Source organism: Streptomyces sp. NPDC038280 (genome assembly GCF_055600045.1).
In genome coordinates this window covers 1-17,345 of the sequence record NZ_JBVJYZ010000003.1, presented here as the reverse complement: position 1 = coordinate 17,345, position 17,345 = coordinate 1, and the positions used below count along the sequence as shown (strand labels likewise).

Below are 17,345 nucleotides of genomic sequence, written 5' to 3'. Positions count from 1 at the left end.
ACGTTCCCTGCCACCACCGTGCACGACCGTCCTACCACCGTGCTGGGACGTCACAGCTTGCCCGACGGCGGCCGGGTGGGGGGCGGCGGGGGCGCGGGAGTCGCGGCGTGGCTGAAGGAGGGGCTGCCGCCGGAGCTGATCGCCGGACCTCCTCAGGCGGCCGCTTCGCCGGGTTCGGCTGACCCCGCCGGCCAGGTGTGCACCGGATCGCCCCGTCGCATCAGCTCCCCGTAGCGCCGGGTGGTCGCCGCCAGCGCCTCCTCGCGCGTGAGCCCGGCCTCCAGGGCGCGGTGATAGGCGTCCACCTGCCACGAGGCGCCGTTCACCCGTCGGCGGCACCGCTCCTCGATGATTCCGAGATAGAGGTCCCGGTCGGCCGGTTCGATGCCCCAGGCGTCGAGCCCGGCCGCCGCGAGCGGCAGCAATTCGTCCTGTACGAGCTGCACGGCGGGGACGGTGGCGACCCCGCCGGCGCGGCCGGGGCGCGGCCAGCGCAGTTCGGCGTCGATGCCGTACCGGCAGGCGGTGTCGAAGTTGGCCTCCGCCTCCTCGAACGGCAGCCGCTTCCACACGGGTCGGGGTTCCTCGGCCAGGGCGCGGACCAGCCCGTAGTAGAAGGCCGCGTTGGCGATGACATCGGTGACGGTGGGTCCTGCGGGCAGCACCCGGTTCTCGACCCGCAGATGCGGGACGCCGTCGGTGAGGTCGTACACCGGCCGGTTCCAGCGGTACACCGTGCCGTTGTGCAGGACGAGTTCCTGGAGACGCGGGACGCCCCCGTCGTCGAGGACCCGCAGCGGGTCCTCCTCGTCGCAGATGGGCAGCAGCGGAGGAAAGAAGCGCAGGTTCTCCTCGAACAAGTCGTACGCCGAGTCCACCCAGCGTTCCCCGAACCAGGTGCGCGGCCGGACGCCCTGGGCCTGGAGCTCGGGCGGCCGGGTGTCCGTGGCCTGCTGGAACAGCGGCGGTCTCGACTCGCGCCACAGCTCCCGGCCGAACAGGAAGGGCGAGTTGGCGCCGACGGCCACCTGGACGGCCGCGACGGCCTGCGCCGCGTTCCACACCGCGGCGAACCGGGCGGGAGTGACCTGGAGGTGCAACTGCACGGACGTGCACGCCGATTCGGGCGCGATCGACGCCGCGGTGCAGGTCAGCCGCTCGACGCCCTGGATGTCGAGCGCGAAGTCCTCGCCCCGAGCGGCCACGATCTGGTCGTTGAGGAGCATGTAGCGGTCGACGTCCGAGAGGTTCGCGGTCACCAGATCGTGCTGCGCGAGCGTGGGCAGAATTCCGATCATGACGATGCCGGCATCCACCTCCTGGGCCTTGCGGTGGGCATATCCCAGACCGGTGCGCAGCTCCTCGGCGAGCTGATCGAAAACCCGCCCGCCGAGCCGGTGCGGCGCGATGTTCACTTCCAGGTTGAACATTCCGAGTTCCGTCTGGAAATCCCTGCTCGCAATCCGCTCCAGAACCTCGGCATTCATCATCCGGGGCATCCCGTCGGCGCCCGCCAGATTCAACTCGATCTCCAGGCCCATCATGTTTCTGGGCCGGTCGAACCTCTTCTCCGCCAGGAGCCTCCCCAGTCCCGCCAGACACTGCTGGAGCTTGCGCCGGTACCTCTGTCGATCGGACAGGTCGAACCCGCCTGCCACGACCTTCTCCCCCATCGAAGGGTCCCTCCTCGAGTGGGCAGCCCGCGGCTCGGCCGCTCGTGTCACGGACGATAATGCCCAGCCCGGCTGATCCATAACGCCCCCACGCGCACAGGCTGAACGGTAGGCTGAGAAGGAAGTCCGTGCGGCACATTCCGCAGGCATGGAGCACTGTGCAGTTACCACTGCCGACAGCACGACCGAAACGCCGACGAGATTCGGCCGTCGTAGCGGCGCTCACGCCGCAGGCCAGAGGCTTGCCTTGACGTTAAATCCGTCGAAATGCCGCATAATAAAGACCGAATTCCGCCTTGGCCGCAATAGCTCAGCCGTCTAGCAGAAACACCGGGTGAACACGCGCGGTATAAACTCCGCGGACGAGGCAGAGAGCCGGCGCCCGGCCACGGCCTTATGGCCCCCTCTGGCCCCGCAGCTGACAGCGTCGTCCGCACTGCCCCCCGCTTCACCGTGTCTCCTGAGTGAGAGGCGACCCACCATGCTCCACATCCCTCCGGCCCCCGCGCCGGCCCTGCGCAGTGTCCTCGTGGCCCTCGGTTCCCCCGCCGCCGTCCGCGAGGCCCGTACACCAGCTCTCCGTTCCGTCCAGGGACAGCTCACTGCCGAACTGCCCCTGCCCGTCCATGTGCTGGATGTACTGGATCAGGTCGTCCCGCCCACCCCGACACCGCGTACCCGGCTCGCCGGCTGGCGGTTTCTGATCCGTGGCGGCGACCGTGCCGTCGCCGCCGCGGACACGATGCTCACTCCGGACGGCTGGTCCTTCTCGCACTTCTTCGAAGGGCCCTACATCACCGCCACCGAACGCGCACTGCGCCAGGCCGAGTCCATAAGCACTCCCTATCAACCACGCCTGCTGTCCGTGCCCGAGCTGTACATGCTGACCCTGTGGCTGCACGGGGACACGGAAGCCGACGGGTCAAAGGGGTCCCCCGCGCCGTCGGACCTCCTGATTCCGCTGGCGCCCGCGCCCCCCGGCATCGCCGCCCACAGACCCCACCGGGTCGCCGATCTGCTGCCCGTCCTCACCCTGCGCCTCGCTCCGCCGGTCCCACTCCTGGGCTCACCGGCCTGACCTCTTCCGAAGAGCACGGAGCGATGCCCCGCGGCCGTCACCGCCGCGGGGCATCGCTCTGTCCACGTACGGCGTTCGTACGGACACCACCGTCCTGCCCCATACGGACTAGCCCACAATGACCACCCCGAACCATCCGAAGAGACCGTGTAGTTGAGCTGAACCGTCCGGGCGGGTGATACGTCCCTAACCAGTAGGAAGAGCTGCCGCGAAATCCCTGCGGATCGACGCCCGCAGGACAACACTGGGACCGGACCGAACCGACCAACGGGGGGCGGCCATGAACACCGCATCGAGCCGCAGGACACTCACCACACCGCAGCGAAAGAACCCACCCATGTGCCAGCACAAGCCATCCTGCCCGACAGCCGACTCCGCCGACCGGGAGGCCGCCCGTCTGACGGCGCACCACCCGGAGCAGGGCTGGAGCCTGCTGTGCAATGGTGTCCTGCTCTTCGAGGACACCGGTGAGCTGCTGCCGGACGGCCAGATCATCGCGCCGCACCGGCCGCTGGACACCGAGCAGGTGGTGACGGCCGCCTGAGGCGGCGGGCACGACGTACGACAAAGGGCCGGCCCGGAGCGCGCTCCGAACCGGCCCTGACTCATGTCAGCCGTGGTCCGACCGTCAGTTGTCGTACTCGTCCAGGGGCGGGCACGAGCAGACGAGGTTGCGGTCGCCGAACGCGCCGTCGATACGGCGCACCGGCGGCCAGTACTTGTCGGCGGCCGAGACACCGGCCGGGAAGACCGCGTCCTCACGGCTGTACGGGTGCTCCCACTCACCGCCCAACGCGGCCGCGGTGTGCGGGGCGTTGCGCAGCGGGTTGTCCTCGGCGGGCCACTCGCCCGACGCGACCTTCTCGATCTCGGCGCGGATCGCGATCATCGTGTCGCAGAACCGGTCGATCTCGGTGAGGTCCTCGCTCTCGGTCGGCTCGATCATCAGCGTGCCGGCGACCGGGAACGACATCGTGGGCGCGTGGAAGCCGTAGTCGATCAGGCGCTTGGCGATGTCGTCGACGCTGACGCCGGACGCCTTCGCCAGCGGCCGGATGTCGACGATGCACTCGTGCGCGACCAGCCCGGCGGGACCGGTGTAGAGCACCGGGAAGTGCGGCTCCAGGCGCTTGGCGATGTAGTTGGCCGCCAGCACCGCCACCTGGGTGGCGCGCTTGAGACCCTCGCCGCCCATGAGCCGTACGTACGCCCAGGAGATCGGCAGGATGCCCGCGGAGCCCCACGGCGCGGCCGAGATCGGGCCGACGCCCGTCGCCGGGCCGGCGGCCGGCTGGAGCGGGTGGTTGGGCAGGTACGGGGCGAGGTGCGAACGGACGCCGACCGGACCGACGCCGGGGCCACCGCCGCCGTGCGGGATGCAGAACGTCTTGTGCAGGTTCAGGTGCGAGACGTCGCCACCGAACCGGCCCGGCTTGGCGAGCCCGACCAGGGCGTTGAGGTTGGCTCCGTCGACGTACACCTGGCCGCCGGCGTCGTGCACCTGGGCGCAGATGTCGGCGACGTGCTCCTCGAACACACCGTGCGTCGACGGGTAGGTGATCATCAGCACGGACAACTCGTCGCGGTACTGCTCGATCTTGGCGCGCAGGTCGTCGATGTCGATCTCGCCGTCGTCGGCGGTCTTGACGACGACGACCTTCATCCCGGCCATCACGGCGGAGGCGGCGTTGGTGCCGTGCGCCGAGGACGGGATGAGGCAGACGGTGCGCTGGGTGTCGCCGTTGGCGCGGTGGTAGGCGCGGACGGCCAGCAGACCGGCCAGCTCGCCCTGCGAACCGGCGTTGGGCTGGATGGAGACCTTGTCGTAGCCGGTGACCTCGGCGAGGCGCTCCTCGAGCTCGGTGATGAGGGTGAGGTAGCCCGCGGCCTGGTCGGCCGGCGCGAACGGGTGCATCGCCCCGAACTCCGGCCAGGTGACCGGCTCCATCTCGGTGGTGGCGTTGAGCTTCATCGTGCAGGAGCCGAGCGGGATCATGCCGCGGTCCAGCGCGTAGTCGCGGTCGGCGAGCTTACGCAGGTAGCGCAGCATCGCCGTCTCGGAGCGGTGCGCGTGGAACACCGGGTGCGTGAGGTACACGTCCGAGCGCAGCAGGCCCTCGGGAAGCGCGTCGGCGGCGGTGGCGTCGAGCACCTCGATGTCGGCGTCGACACCGAAGGCGGCCCACACGGCGGTGAGCTGGGCGCGGCCCGTGGTCTCGTCGCACGAGATGGACACGTGGTCGGCGTCGACGAGGTGCACGTTGACCCCGCCCTCGCGGGCGGCGGCCACGGCCTGCGCGGCGGTGCCGGGCACGCGGACCGTCAGGGTGTCGAAGTACGAGCCGTGCACGACCTCGACACCACCGGCGCGCAGCCCCTCGGCGAGGATCGCGGCGTAGCGGTGGGTGCGCCGGGCGATGCCCTTGAGGCCGTCGGGGCCGTGGTAGACGGCGTACATCCCGGCCATGACGGCGAGCAGCACCTGCGCGGTGCAGATGTTGCTGGTCGCCTTCTCCCGGCGGATGTGCTGCTCGCGGGTCTGCAGCGCCAGGCGGTAGGCCCTGTTGCCGTCCGCGTCGACGGAGACACCGACGAGGCGGCCGGGCAGGCTGCGGGCGAACTTCTCGCGGACGGCCATGTAACCGGCGTGCGGGCCGCCGAAGCCCATCGGGACACCGAATCGCTGGGTCGTGCCGACGGCGATGTCCGCGCCGAGCTCACCGGGCGAGGTGAGCAGGGTGAGCGCCAGCAGATCGGCGGAGACGGTGACGATCGCGCCGAGCTCGTGCGCCCGCTCGATGACCGGCTTGAGGTCCCGGACCGCGCCGGAGGCGCCCGGGTACTGGAGCAGCACGCCGAAGACACCGCGCTCGGCGATCTCCTCCGGAATGCCGTCGGACAGGTCGGCGACGACGACCTCGACGCCGGTCGGCTCGGCGCGGGTCTCGATCACGGCGATGGTCTGCGGCAGCGCGTCGGCGTCGACCAGGAAGACGCCGTCCTTGACCTTGCCGACCCGGCGGGCCAGCGACATGGCCTCGGCGGCGGCGGTGCCCTCGTCGAGCAGGGACGCGCCGGAGGTGGGCAGACCGGTGAGGTCGGCGACCATGGTCTGGAAGTTCAGCAGCGCCTCGAGGCGGCCCTGCGAGATCTCCGGCTGGTAGGGCGTGTACGCCGTGTACCAGGCCGGGTTCTCCATGACGTTGCGCAGGATGACCGGCGGCGTGAACGTGCCGTAGTAGCCGAGGCCGATCATCGGCGCGAGTACCTGGTTGCGGTCGGCGAGCGAGCGCAGTTCGGCGAGCACCTCGGCCTCGGTGCGGGCGGAGGGGAGTCCGAGCGCCTCGGCGCTCTTGATCACGTCCGGTACCGCGGCGTCGGTGAGTTCGTCGAGCGAGCCGTAGCCGACCTGCGCGAGCATCTTCGCGCGCGCCTCGGCGTCGGGTCCGATGTGCCGCTGCTCGAAGGGAATGCCCTGTTCGAGTACGGAGAGCGGAATGCGGTTGGCGGTCATGTACGGAGGCCTCCTGGTCGTCACGACCTGCGAGGGGCACCACGGCGCGGATGCCCGGACGGCCTCCCCCTCTGTCATCTCAACCTGAGAGTTTCACCGGCACGCCGAAACGGCACGCCGGCTTTCACCGTCGGTGAGAGCGGATGCCGTCGGACGTCCGCCCTGCTTTCCAGAGTGACCTCGTCCGTGCGGTACAGGGGCCTGAGAGATTCCGGGGAGGATTTGCTCCTTCGGCGCCCCCGAAAGGTTTCTTCGGTGGACTCTCCCGCACAGGGTCAGCAGCCACAGCCAGCCTACCAGCGAGGTTCCCCGGACATCCCTCGAGTGGCCGACATCCCCGTTGTGCACTTTCGTAGTGTTTGAAGAGCAGTTGCGAACCGTTGGAGGGACCGTGCAGACCGACATCGATCCGCGCAGCCTGATCGGCCGCAAAGCGTTCGACCGTGACGGGACCAAGATCGGAACCATCGACGAGGTGTACCTGGACGATGCCACGGGTGTTCCCGAGTGGGCGGCCGTGCGCACGGGCCTGTTCAGCAGAGACGCCTTCGTCCCCCTGGAGCCCAGCGAACTGGTCGGCGGCGCGCTTCACATCCCTTACGAACGCTCCCTGATCAAGGACGCGCCGGACTTCGGCGTCGGCCGCCATCTCTCCCCGGAGCAGGAGCTCCAGCTCTACCGGCACTACGGCATGGACCTCCCCGCCGCACCCGACGACGCGACTCCGTCCCCGCCACCGCCGGGCCGTGACTTCGGCCGGCTGGCAGGCCGCGACAAGCCCTCGGAGACCTGACCGTCCGCCGCACCCTCACCGGACCTGTCCACAGGTCCCGGTGAGGGCTCCGCCGCGCTCTCCTCCGCCGGGGTCTCCGGCTCCCTCCACACGAGCGGCAGCGGATCCGACAGCTCCAGTTCGGGGTCGTCGACGAGGAACGTCCGTACCCTCCCGGGCTTCGACCAGGGCTCTTCGAACCGCACGGTGACCCGTCCGACCCCGCTGCCCTGCACCCACCCCGGCCCGTACCGGGCGTGGCGCACGTCCCGCCCGGCCGGCCAGCGCCGCTCCGGCGGCTCGGCGGCGATCTCCGTCCGCTCCGCCGTCGCCCCGGGGTCCTGTTCGCCCTTCCCGTCGTCCTCGACCGCCGTCGGCTCGTCGTCGGCGGCCTGTGCGAAGAGGTCCTCCTGGGTGTAGTCGGCGAGGCCGGTCACACCCACGCCCAGCAGCCTGACGCCGCCGGTCGTGTCCACCGCCTCGAGGAGCCGTGCGGCCGCCTCCCTCACGACCGCCGCCGCGTCCGTCGGCCCGCGCAGCGTCTCCGACCTGGTCAGCGTCGAGAAGTCGAACCGCCGCACCTTGAGCACGATGGTCCGCCCCGAGTGCCCCGACGCCCGCAACCGCTGCACACACCGGTCGGCGAGGCGCTCCACCTCAACCCGGATGCGAACCCGGTCGTGCAGATCGACATCGAAGGTGTCCTCCACCGAGACGGACTTGGTGTCGCGCTCGGCCACCACGGGTCTGTCGTCGTGCCCCAGGGCCATCCGGGCCAGCGAGGCACCGTGCGCCCGGCCCAGGAGGCGTACGAGCTCGTCCTCCCCCGCCTCGGCGAGGTCCGCCACCGTCGTCATGCCGGCCCGGCGCAGATGCTCGCCGGTCGCCGGCCCGACGCCGGGCAGGATCCGTACGGACTTCGGGCCGAGCAGCTCGCGCTCGGTCCCCGGCTCTATCAGGACCAGCCCGTTGGGCTTGGCCTCCTCGGAGGCGATCTTGGCGAGCATCTTCGATCCGGCGAGTCCCACCGACCCGGTCAACCCGGTGGTGCCGAGAATGTCCCTGCGCAGCCGCTCACCGGCCTCCCGCGCCGTGGCCGAGTCATATGCCGCACCCCCGGCTTCGAGGTCCACGAAGGCCTCGTCCAGGCTCAGCGGCTCGACCAGCGGCGAGAGCCGTCCGAGCAGCTCCATCACCTGGTCGCTGACCGAGCGGTAGAGCGAGAAGCGGGGCACCAGATAGGCGGCGTTCGGCGCGAGCCGTCTGGCCTGGGACATGGGCATCGCCGAATGCACCCCGAAGCGCCTGGCCTCGTACGAGGCGGTGGCGACGACTCCGCGCGGGCCGAGACCTCCGACCACCACCGGCTTTCCGCGCAGGCTCGGCTTCGCCGCCTGCTCCGCGGCGGCGAAGAAGGCGTCCATGTCGAGATGCAGGATCGTCGGCGCGGCTCTCACACCACCGATGCTGCCCTACGGCACTGACAATCGACCCGCACTTCTGTACGACGGTCCGGCCGCGTCGCCGCGGACATCCGGCCGCAAGGACGAGACAGCGACCGAGACCGCCGGGTCAGAGGCGCCGGAAGGCACCAGCGAGCCTCAGACGGCCTTGTCGCGGCGGCGCCGCGCCAGCTCGTCCGCCGGGTTGTGCCCGACCAGCGTCTCGCCGGTGTCGACCCGCTCCCCGTGAAGTTGCGACAGCGCGGCCTCGACGTCCCGCCACACCACACCCACGGCGATCCCGAAGACCCCCTGGCCGCCCTGCAACAGATCGACGACCTCGTCCGGCGACGAGCACTCGTACACCGTCGCGCCGTCGCTCATCAGGGTCATGCGCTCGAGGTCCCGGAAGCCCCGCGCCCGCAGATGCTGTACGGCCGCCCGGATGTTCTGCAGCGCCACCCCGGTGTCCAGGAAGCGCTTGACGATCTTGAGTACGACGACGTCACGAAAGCTGTAGAGCCGCTGGGTGCCGGAGCCGTACGCGGGCCGCACGCTGGGCTCGACCAGCCCGGTGCGCGCCCAGTAGTCCAACTGGCGGTACGTGATGCCCGCCGCCGCGCACGCGGTCGGCCCTCGATACCCGATGGTGTCGGTCGTCGGCTCGGCCGCCGCCGCACTGCCGTGGAGCGGATACGGCCCGCTCTCCCCCGGACTCCGTCCGAGGGAACCCCCTGCCGTACCGTCGCCGCTGCTCATGACGCCGACCCTCCGTCCTTGACCTGCCCACACGACGGTAGGCAGTCACTCGGGGTGCGTCAACGATCGCCACACTCGGCACGCCGAGTGATAATCACCCTGAGAGTGGTTTCCCGTGACTCTCTTCCGGGAACGGCTACTCGAATGCCCGGACGGCACCCGGAGCAGCGAGACAGGTCGAAAGGCCGGTCACTGGCTACTGGATCCGAAGTCCTCCGGCGAGATCTGGTCGAGGAACTCGCGGAATTTCTCCACTTCGTCCTCCTGCTCATCCGGAATCGCGATGCCGGCATCGTCCAGCACACCGTCACTGCCGAAGATCGGCGTCCCGGTCCGCAGGGCGAGCGCTATGGCGTCGGAGGGCCGAGCGCTCACCTCAACGCCACTGGCGAAGACCAGCTCCGCGTAGAAGACCCCTTCCCGCAGGTCCGTGATCCGGACCTGGGTGAGCTCCTGCCCGACGGCTTCGAGCACGTCCTTGAAGAGGTCATGAGTCAGGGGCCTGGCCGGAGCCATGCCCTGTTGGGCGAAGGCAATGGCCGTCGCCTCACCCGGTCCGATCCAGATGGGGAGGTACCGATCGCCTCCCACTTCACGCAGGAGCACGATCGGTTGGTTGGAGGGCATTTCCACCCGGACACCCACAACGTCGAGCTCGTTCACACAGCAACCCTAGGACGTGCCCGACCGGTTTGGGTAGTCGGGCATCCGCAAGATCACTGAAAGCGGACCCCGAGCGCGGTCTGTACCAATGCGGCGTGGAGGCGTACCGAGAGCCCCGCGAGCTCCTTCGCCGTGGCCTCCGCATGGGCCCTGGTCTGCGGATTACGGTGCCGGCGCAGCGGCGCGACGACCTGCTCGACCAGACCGGCCTCGCGATCGGCGGCCGCCTTCACGGCGCGAAGATGACGAGGTTCGAGACCGAATCTCCCCAGTTCCGCGACAAGTCTGGCGACCGTCACGGCCTCGGCGTCGTAGCCCCCGTCGTCCGACACGGGACCGATCAGGCCGTAGGACTCCCAGTCGGCCAGCTCCGCCTCACTGACCTCGGCGGCCGCGAGCAGCTCGCCCCGGCCCACCCGCGCGGCGGTCGGCCGGTCCGCCTCCAGGTCCCAGGGCCCGTCCGGGAGGTCACGCTGCGTCCCCTGAGCGGGCAGCTGGACCTGCTCGCCCCGCGCGAGCGCGTCGAGGTGCTCCCTGATGACCTTGAGCGGCAAATAGTGATCCCGCTGCATGCGCAGGATCTGGGCCAGCCGCTCCACGTCCTCGGGGCTGAACTTGCGGTACCCGGACGGCGTCCGCCGCGGCTCCACGAGCCCCTCGGCCTCCAGGAACCGGATCTTGGAGATCGTGACCTCGGGAAACTCGTCGCGCAGCTGGTTCAGCACCGAACCGATGCTGACCAGCCGGTCGCCCCCGGAGGCGGTGCCACGGCCGGCACCGCCCGACGGTGTTCGCAGCATGGACCTTCCCTGAGGGGTCACACGCCCCGCTGGCTCGCGTAGAAGACCAGCCGGTACTTGCCGATCTGGACCTCGTCACCGTTCGACAGAGCGACCGAGTCGATCCGCTCACGGTTGACGTACGTGCCGTTGAGGCTGCCGACATCGGACACGGTGAAACTGCCGTCCTGCGCCCTGCGGAATTCCACGTGCCGCCGCGAGACAGTCACGTCGTCGAGGAAGATGTCGCTCTGCGGGTGACGGCCGGCCGTGGTCAGCTCGCTGTCCAGCAGGAAGCGGCTGCCCGAGTTCGGTCCGCGGCGCACCACCAGGAGCGCCGAACCCAGCGGCAGAGCGTCGACCGCGGCCTGGGCCTCGGGCGAGAGCGACGGCACCGCGGTCTGACCGGTGACCTCCGCGTCGTACGCCTCGAGTCCGGAGATCGAGATGGTCGACGTAGTCTCGGACGGGCGCTCGGCGGGCGCTCCACCCCGCAGCGGAGCGCCGCAGTTGGAGCAGAACCGACTCGCCTCGGCGTTGCGGTGCCCGCACCTCGTACATACCGGCATGGACGAATCCTCCTGCCGCGGCTGCCCCGCGGCTGCCTGGGATGCGTACGGATCGGGCGCAAACCCTCCACCCGAGCTTGAGGTTGGCTCATCGAAACCTATGCGTCCGGGACCGGCAGGGTCAACAGACGACGCGCCCTGGCCGCCGGGAATGTCACCGCCCGGGGCGACCTCATCACGGAACAGCGGGCGTTCGCCGCCCTGCTCCTCGCTCTGGGCATGGCGCGGCGCGCGGTGCCTGGCGGTGCTGTTGCCGCCGTCCTCGCGTGCGCTCTTGCCGAACAACTTCGCAAACAACTTCACGGGCGATTCCCCTTGACCGAAACAGACCCGCCCGTGGGGCAGGACGAACCCTGAATGAACACACCTGCCGACCCGGACACCTTCACAACGTCCGTATCCTCCGGACAGTTTCCACCACGCGGCACGCTTGTGATGCGGCGACCCCCCGCAACGTCATGCCCTTGTCGCACGACCCCCATGCACCCCAGCCTCACTGCGATGACGACCGAGCGTAGTCAGGCCGCTCCGCCGGTCGCAAGGCGTCCACAACGATCTTCTGCGAACGGGCGACGGTGGCGGTGGCCTGCTCCTTCTCCAGCGTCTGGACCACACCACCGGGGATGTTGAGCGCGGGCTCCAAGTCCTCCGGCTTGCCGATGACCTTGAAGACGTACGGAGCCTTCACCTGGTTGCCGTCCACCTCTATGGCACCGTCACCACCGGAGAAGTACGTGTCCGCCACGACCCTGACGTCATTGATCTGGATCGCCTCCGCGCCGGCGGCACGCAGCTCCTGGATCGCGTCGAGGAGCATGTCCGACTCGACCGCGCCCGAACCGTCCGTGATGGTGAGGGTGATACCGGGCCCCTCGGCGGCCACCGTGCCGGCCAGGATCCCGAGCTGCCGCTCCTTCTCCCGCGTCTGCTTGCGGGCCTCCTCCGCTTGGTTGGAGCTGCTGTCGAGCTCCGCGCGCTGGTCCTCCAGGCGCGCCTTCTCGTCCTCCAGCCGCTGCGTACGGTCGTCCAGCTCGTCCAGGATCCGCACCAGGTCCTCCTGGCGGGCGCCCCGCAGCGCGCTGTTGTCGCTGGTCGAGCGGACCTGGATGGCAAGACCCAGGCCGAGGACGAACAGCAGCACGGCCACGATCAGTTGGGCACGGGAGACCCGTGGCGGCCACAGCCCGGCGGCCAGGCGCTGACGCCCGGTCAACGCCCTCTCCGGTACGGTCTCCGGCTCGGGCCGGTCTTCGTTCTGCGGTGTCTCGTCGTTGCTCATCGGCCTCACGCCCGGAACACATGCCGCCGGATCGCGGCGGCGTTGGAGAAGATCCGGATGCCGAGGACGACCACGACACCGGTGGACAACTGCGCCCCCACACCCAGCTTGTCGCCGAGGAACACGATCAGCGCGGCCACGACCACATTCGACAGGAAGGAGACCACGAAGACCTTGTCGACGAAGATCCCGTCCAGCATGGCGCGCAGACCTCCGAAGACCGCGTCGAGAGCGGCGACGACGGCGATCGGCAGATAGGGCTCGACCACCGCCGGCACCTCGGGTCGGACCAACAGTCCGACCACGACTCCCACGACGAGGCCCAGTACGGCGATCAAGATGTGCCCTTCCCTGTGTCGGCCGTGGGCCGCCCGGTGGCCGTCGCGGCCCCGGTCTTCCTCGGCTCTGCGATTCGTACGATCAAGCTCGGAGCCGCCGGCAGACGCACCTCGTCCTGAGCGGAAATGCTGGTACGGATGCCGAAGTTCTCCTGCAGCGCGTGCAGATACTGGCCATCGGCACTGTCCTGGAACGCCGTGCTCAGCTTCTGGCCGTTCCCCACCGCGAGCACGGTGTACGGCGGCACCAGCGGCTTGTTGTCGACAAGTATGGCGTCGCCCGCCGCACGGATCGCGGACAGCGACGTCAGCCGCTGCCCGTTGATGGCGACCGCCTCGGCGCCCGACTGCCACAGTCCGTTGACGACCCGCTGCATGTCACGGTCGCGCACCCGGCCCGTGTCCGAGAAGCCACTGCTCTCCCGCGGCCCGCCGCCACCCTGATCGGTGTCCTTGGCGTCGTCGACGACGAGCTTGACGCCCGGCCCCCGCACCTCCGTGGCGCCGGAGAGCAACGCGACCAGCTCGGCCTGGTCCCCGCCATGCTGCTGGAGCGCCTTGCGCTGGCGCTCCCCCACCTCACCGCGGAGCTCGTCGACATCCTTCTCCAGCTTGTCGGCCGTCGAGGTCTCGGCGTCGATACGGCCGATGAGCTCCTGGCGCTCCTTGGCGACCACCGGAGCGGAGATCCGCGCCTGCGCGGCGCCGACAGTGACCACCACGGCCGCCAGGAGCAGACCCGCCGCGAGGCCGAGCTTGGCGCGCAGCGTACGGGGCAGCCCGCCGCCCTCCGCCTCACGGCGCGCCGTGGCCTCCGCGTAGCCGTCGTCCAGGGCGTGGTCCATCACATTGGTCAGCAGCGACATGGACGCATCGGGACGCGGGGGCGGGGAGCCGGTGCTCCGAACGGGGGGCTGCTGCGACATGCCGCACATCGTCGCACGTCGCGAGGGCTGCCGCCGAATGGCCCCACCGGTGCGCCGGGAGGCGTCCGCGGACGCCTCCCGGGCCCTCGGTCACATGTCAGTGACCTGCGCTGTCGACCACGGCCGACCATTCGTCGAGCAGGGCCTGCGCCGAGGCGTCGTCGGGCCCTTCCGCCCACAGATGGGTGACGGCCTCCGACGGGTCGGGCAGCACCATCACCCAACGCCCGTCGGCCTCCACCACCCGGACACCGTCCGTCGTGTCCACATGGCGCTCCCCCGCGGCCTCCACCACGCGGCGCATCACCAGGCCCTTGACGGCCCACGGCGTGGCCAGATCCCGGCGCAGCACATGGGCACGCGGGATCCGCGCGTCGATCTGGCTGAGGGTGAGCTGGGTCCGCGCCACCAGACCGATGAGCCGCACGAACGCGGCGGCCCCGTCGAAGACACTGCTGAACTCCGGGACGATGAACCCTCCGCGGCCGTCGCCGCCGAAGATCGTCGTCTCCTCACGGCCGACCCGGGTCAGATCGTCCGGCGACGTGGTCGTCCATTCCACCTGCGTGCCGTGATAGGCCGCCACCTGCTCGGCGATCCTGGTGGTCGTCACCGGCAGAGCCACCCGCCCGCTGCGCCGCTCCGCGGCCACCAGATCCAGCAGGACCAGCAGCGAACGGTCATCCTCGATGATCTTGCCGCGCTCGTCGACCAGCGAGATCCGCTCGCCGACCGGGTCGAACCGCACCCCGAAGGCCGCCCGCGCCGACGCGACGATCTCACCGAGCCGCACCAGGCCCGCGCGCCGGGTCTCGGGGGTCTCCGTCGGCCGGGACTCGTCGAGACCCGGATTGATCGTCAGCGAGTCGACCTGAAGCCGTCCGAGGAGGCTGGGCAGAACGAGCCCGGCGCTGCCGTTGGACGCGTCCACGACGACCTTCAGCCCGGCATCCGCGATGCCCGAGGTGTCCACGTTCCGCAGCAACGACCCGGTGTACGAGTCGAAGACGCTCGACGGGAAGTGCAGGTCGCCGATCTCGCCGGGGAAGGCGCGCCGGTACTCCTGACGCGCATAGACGCGGTCCAGCTTCCGCTGCCCCGCCTGCGAGAGGTCCGCGCCCCGCTCGTCGAAGAACATGATGTCCACCGAGTCGGGCACACCGGGCGAGGTTCTGACCATGATTCCGCCGGCGCTGCCACGGGCCGTCTGCTGCCGTGCGACAGGCAGCGGCACGTTCTCGAGGTCCCGTACGTCGATGGCGCTGGCCTGCAGAGCCGAGATCACCGCGCGCTTCAGCGCACGCGCGCCACGGGAATGGTCACGGGCCGTGGTGACCGTGGCGCCCTTCTTGAGCGTGGTCGCGTAGGCACCCGCCAGCCGGACGGCTAGCTCGGGCGTGATCTCCACGTTCAGGATGCCGGAGACACCTCGGGCACCGAACAGATTCGCGTGACCGCGCGACTCCCAGATCACCGAGGTGTTGACGAAAGCGCCGGCCTCGATCGTCTTGAACGGATAGACCCGCACATTGCCCTGAACGATCGATTCTTCACCGATCAGGCACTCATCACCGATGACGGCGCCGTCCTCGATGCGGGCCGCGCGCATGATGTCCGTGTTCTTGCCGATGACACAGCCCCGAAGGTTGCTGTGCTCCCCGATGTACACGTTGTCGTGCACGACGGCCCGATGGAGAAACGCCCCGCTCTTCACGACGACGTTCGATCCCACGATGGTGTGCTCGCGGATCTCGGCGCCGGCCTCGACCTTGGCGTAATCACCGATGTAGAGCGGTCCCCGCAGGACCGCGTCGGGGTGCACCTCGGCCCCTTCGGCCACCCAGACCCCAGGAGAGATCTCAAAGCCGTCGAGATCGACGTCGACCTTTCCTTCGAGCACGTCGGCCTGGGCCTTCACATAGCTCTCGTGCGTGCCCACGTCCTCCCAGTAGCCCTCGGCGACATAGCCGTAGATCGGCTTGCCTTCCTTCATGAGCTGCGGAAAGACATCCCCGGACCAGTCGACCGGAACGTCTGCTTCTACGTACCGGAATACCTCCGGCTCCATCACGTAAATACCGGTATTGACGGTGTCCGAGAACACCTGGCCCCAAGTGGGCTTCTCGAGGAAACGCTCGACCTTTCCCTCTTCGTCCACAATCGTGATACCGAATTCCAAGGGATTCGGCACCCGCGTCAAGCACACCGTGACGAGGGCACCCTTTTCCTTGTGGAAGGCGATCAGATCGGTCAGGTCGAAGTCGGTGAGGGCGTCGCCGGAGATGACGAGGAACGCATCGTCCTTCAGCGCATCCTCGGCGTTCTTCACGCTCCCAGCGGTGCCGAGCGGTTTCTCCTCGTCGGCGTAGGTGAGCTGCATGCCGAGCTCTTCCCCGTCACCGAAGTAGTTCTTGACGAGAGAGGCGAGAAACTGCACCGTGACCACGGTCTCGCTGAGACCGTGCCGCTTGAGCAGGCGTAGCACATGCTCCATGATCGGCCGATTCGCCACCGGAAGAAGTGGCTTGGGCATGCTTGAGGTCATAGGGCGAAGCCGCGTGCCTTCGCCGCCAGCCATTACAACGGCCTTCATGTCGGAAGCGTCCTCCTTGAAGAGACGACGGTCCGGCCGACTTCACCCTTGCGCAGTGGGCCCTCATACAACCTGCCCGTGCTGGCCCCGTTGCACAGCACGAGCAGACGGGCTCAATCGGCCGCGGTATCCGCCTTGACGAGTCGGCGGACCTGGACCACGTAGAGGATCCCTGCCCACCAATACAGACTTGTACCCCATCCAGCGAACGCCCACCCGAAAACTTTTGCAAGCGACGAAAGCCATCCCGTGTCGTCACTGAGAAGCAGCAGCGGGAAGGCATACATCAAGTTGAACGTGGCAGCTTTGCCCAGGAAGTTGACCTGGGGCGGCGGATAGCCGTGCCGGCGAAGGATTCCCACCATGATCAGCAGCATGAGCTCACGGGCCAATAGGGCAGCGGTGAGCCAGAGCGGAAGGATCTCGCGCCAGGTGAGTCCGACCAGGGTGGAAAGGATGTAGAGCCGGTCGGCGGCCGGGTCGAGGAGGCGTCCCAGACTGCTGATCTGGTTCCAGCGGCGGGCGAGCTTCCCGTCGAGATAGTCACTGACACCGCTGAGCATCAGCACCAGCAGCGCCCAGCCATCACTGTTGGGACCGCCGAACTCGGGGCGAAGAATCAGCCACAGGAAGAGCGGCACACCCAGCAGGCGGGCCATGCTGAGGATGTTGGGGATGGTGAGGACCCGGTCCGTCTGAACTCGAGTCTCCTGGACCTCCATCCGGGGGCCTCCTGTGGGGAACGTGCCAATGATGCCCCCTGACCTTACCGTCAGCCTTGGCCGGCGGATGCACAGGGGTGAGATGAAGCGACCGGTAAACGCAGAAAAGCCCCGCACCATAAGGTGCGGGGCTTTCCCACAATGATTGTTCGGCGGCGTCCTACTCTCCCACAGGGTCCCCCCTGCAGTACCATCGGCGCTGAAAGGCTTAGCTTCCGGGTTCGGAATGTAACCGGGC

Annotated in this window: 15 protein-coding genes, 1 rRNA gene and 1 riboswitch; of the genes, 3 read left to right on the top strand and 13 right to left on the bottom strand. The window is 69.1% G+C overall.

Annotation, left to right across the window (positions count from 1 at the left end):
* Positions 1-152: 152 nt before the first annotated feature.
* The gene (locus ACZ7J0_RS08340) at positions 153-1,673 is read right to left on the bottom strand and encodes a glutamate-cysteine ligase family protein (protein ID WP_470885196.1); all 1,521 of its coding nucleotides are present in this window, start codon (positions 1,671-1,673) and stop codon (positions 153-155) included.
* Positions 1,674-2,154: 481 nt separating this feature from the next.
* Here ACZ7J0_RS08340 and ACZ7J0_RS08335 point away from each other — a divergent pair, with 481 nt between their 5' ends.
* Together ACZ7J0_RS08335 and ACZ7J0_RS08330 are read left to right on the top strand one after the other, a co-directional pair.
* A complete protein-coding gene (locus ACZ7J0_RS08335; RefSeq protein ID WP_470885195.1) occupies positions 2,155-2,751 on the top strand; it encodes a hypothetical protein in 597 nt (198 codons plus the stop codon).
* 337 nt (positions 2,752-3,088) lie between these two features.
* Positions 3,089-3,295: a DUF5999 family protein gene (locus ACZ7J0_RS08330; RefSeq protein ID WP_468707460.1), complete on the top strand. Its 207-nt coding sequence runs from the start codon at positions 3,089-3,091 to the stop codon at positions 3,293-3,295.
* An 84-nt stretch (positions 3,296-3,379) separates the two neighbouring features.
* Here the strand turns inward: ACZ7J0_RS08330 and gcvP are convergent, their stop codons facing one another.
* Positions 3,380-6,265 carry an aminomethyl-transferring glycine dehydrogenase gene (gcvP, locus tag ACZ7J0_RS08325; RefSeq protein WP_470885194.1) on the bottom strand — a complete coding sequence of 962 codons (2,886 nt, stop codon included), beginning with the start codon at positions 6,263-6,265 and terminating at the stop codon, positions 3,380-3,382.
* Positions 6,266-6,444: 179 nt separating this feature from the next.
* Positions 6,445-6,543: riboswitch (glycine riboswitch) on the bottom strand.
* A gap of 113 nt (positions 6,544-6,656) precedes the next feature.
* Here gcvP and ACZ7J0_RS08320 point away from each other — a divergent pair.
* Positions 6,657-7,058, top strand: a complete 402-nt coding sequence (locus ACZ7J0_RS08320) for a PRC-barrel domain-containing protein (RefSeq protein ID WP_470885193.1) — start codon at positions 6,657-6,659, stop codon at positions 7,056-7,058.
* On the opposite strand, the gene ACZ7J0_RS08315 is transcribed toward ACZ7J0_RS08320, so the two are convergent.
* From ACZ7J0_RS08315 to rrf, 11 genes are all read right to left on the bottom strand, one after another.
* Complete coding sequence (locus tag ACZ7J0_RS08315; RefSeq protein ID WP_470885192.1) at positions 6,950-8,494, bottom strand: DNA polymerase IV; 1,545 nt, start codon at positions 8,492-8,494, stop codon at positions 6,950-6,952. The genes ACZ7J0_RS08320 and ACZ7J0_RS08315 overlap by 109 nt on opposite strands.
* Positions 8,495-8,638: 144 nt before the next feature.
* A complete protein-coding gene (locus ACZ7J0_RS08310) occupies positions 8,639-9,238 on the bottom strand; it encodes a MerR family transcriptional regulator (protein WP_469119608.1) in 600 nt (199 codons plus the stop codon).
* 189 nt (positions 9,239-9,427) lie between these two features.
* Complete coding sequence (locus tag ACZ7J0_RS08305; RefSeq protein WP_468707455.1) at positions 9,428-9,901, bottom strand: bifunctional nuclease family protein; 474 nt, start codon at positions 9,899-9,901, stop codon at positions 9,428-9,430.
* Positions 9,902-9,954: 53 nt separating this feature from the next.
* The gene (ftsR, locus tag ACZ7J0_RS08300) at positions 9,955-10,701 is read right to left on the bottom strand and encodes a transcriptional regulator FtsR (RefSeq protein WP_470885190.1); all 747 of its coding nucleotides are present in this window, start codon (positions 10,699-10,701) and stop codon (positions 9,955-9,957) included.
* A 17-nt stretch (positions 10,702-10,718) separates the two neighbouring features.
* Positions 10,719-11,660, bottom strand: coding sequence for an FHA domain-containing protein (locus ACZ7J0_RS08295; protein ID WP_470886018.1), 942 nt, complete (start codon positions 11,658-11,660; stop codon positions 10,719-10,721).
* A gap of 82 nt (positions 11,661-11,742) precedes the next feature.
* Entirely contained in the window at positions 11,743-12,528 is a 786-nt protein-coding gene (locus tag ACZ7J0_RS08290; RefSeq protein ID WP_470885189.1) for a DUF881 domain-containing protein, read from the bottom strand.
* A gap of 5 nt (positions 12,529-12,533) precedes the next feature.
* Positions 12,534-12,866, bottom strand: coding sequence for a small basic family protein (locus ACZ7J0_RS08285; protein WP_003970459.1), 333 nt, complete (start codon positions 12,864-12,866; stop codon positions 12,534-12,536).
* Complete coding sequence (locus tag ACZ7J0_RS08280) at positions 12,863-13,792, bottom strand: DUF881 domain-containing protein (RefSeq protein WP_470885188.1); 930 nt, start codon at positions 13,790-13,792, stop codon at positions 12,863-12,865. The genes ACZ7J0_RS08285 and ACZ7J0_RS08280 overlap by 4 nt, the downstream gene beginning before the upstream one ends.
* A gap of 97 nt (positions 13,793-13,889) precedes the next feature.
* On the bottom strand, positions 13,890-16,385 hold the full coding sequence (locus tag ACZ7J0_RS08275) for a sugar phosphate nucleotidyltransferase (protein WP_470885187.1): 2,496 nt from the start codon (positions 16,383-16,385) through the stop codon (positions 13,890-13,892).
* A gap of 113 nt (positions 16,386-16,498) precedes the next feature.
* Positions 16,499-17,107: a CDP-alcohol phosphatidyltransferase family protein gene (locus ACZ7J0_RS08270; protein WP_470885186.1), complete on the bottom strand. Its 609-nt coding sequence runs from the start codon at positions 17,105-17,107 to the stop codon at positions 16,499-16,501.
* 147 nt (positions 17,108-17,254) lie between these two features.
* A 5S ribosomal RNA gene (gene rrf / locus ACZ7J0_RS08265) occupies positions 17,255-17,345 on the bottom strand; the annotation flags it as partial.

Coding starts and splice junctions, on each gene's coding strand:
- ACZ7J0_RS08340 (WP_470885196.1), bottom strand. CDS start 1,673: ATGGGGGAGAAGGTCGTGGCAGGCGGGTTCGACCTGTCCGATCGACAG.
- ACZ7J0_RS08335 (WP_470885195.1), top strand. CDS start 2,155: ATGCTCCACATCCCTCCGGCCCCCGCGCCGGCCCTGCGCAGTGTCCTC.
- ACZ7J0_RS08330 (WP_468707460.1), top strand. CDS start 3,089: ATGTGCCAGCACAAGCCATCCTGCCCGACAGCCGACTCCGCCGACCGG.
- gcvP (WP_470885194.1), bottom strand. CDS start 6,265: ATGACCGCCAACCGCATTCCGCTCTCCGTACTCGAACAGGGCATTCCC.
- ACZ7J0_RS08310 (WP_469119608.1), bottom strand. CDS start 9,238: ATGAGCAGCGGCGACGGTACGGCAGGGGGTTCCCTCGGACGGAGTCCG.
- ftsR (WP_470885190.1), bottom strand. CDS start 10,701: ATGCTGCGAACACCGTCGGGCGGTGCCGGCCGTGGCACCGCCTCCGGG.
- ACZ7J0_RS08290 (WP_470885189.1), bottom strand. CDS start 12,528: ATGAGCAACGACGAGACACCGCAGAACGAAGACCGGCCCGAGCCGGAG.
- ACZ7J0_RS08280 (WP_470885188.1), bottom strand. CDS start 13,792: ATGTCGCAGCAGCCCCCCGTTCGGAGCACCGGCTCCCCGCCCCCGCGT.
- ACZ7J0_RS08275 (WP_470885187.1), bottom strand. CDS start 16,385: ATGAAGGCCGTTGTAATGGCTGGCGGCGAAGGCACGCGGCTTCGCCCT.
- ACZ7J0_RS08270 (WP_470885186.1), bottom strand. CDS start 17,107: ATGGAGGTCCAGGAGACTCGAGTTCAGACGGACCGGGTCCTCACCATC.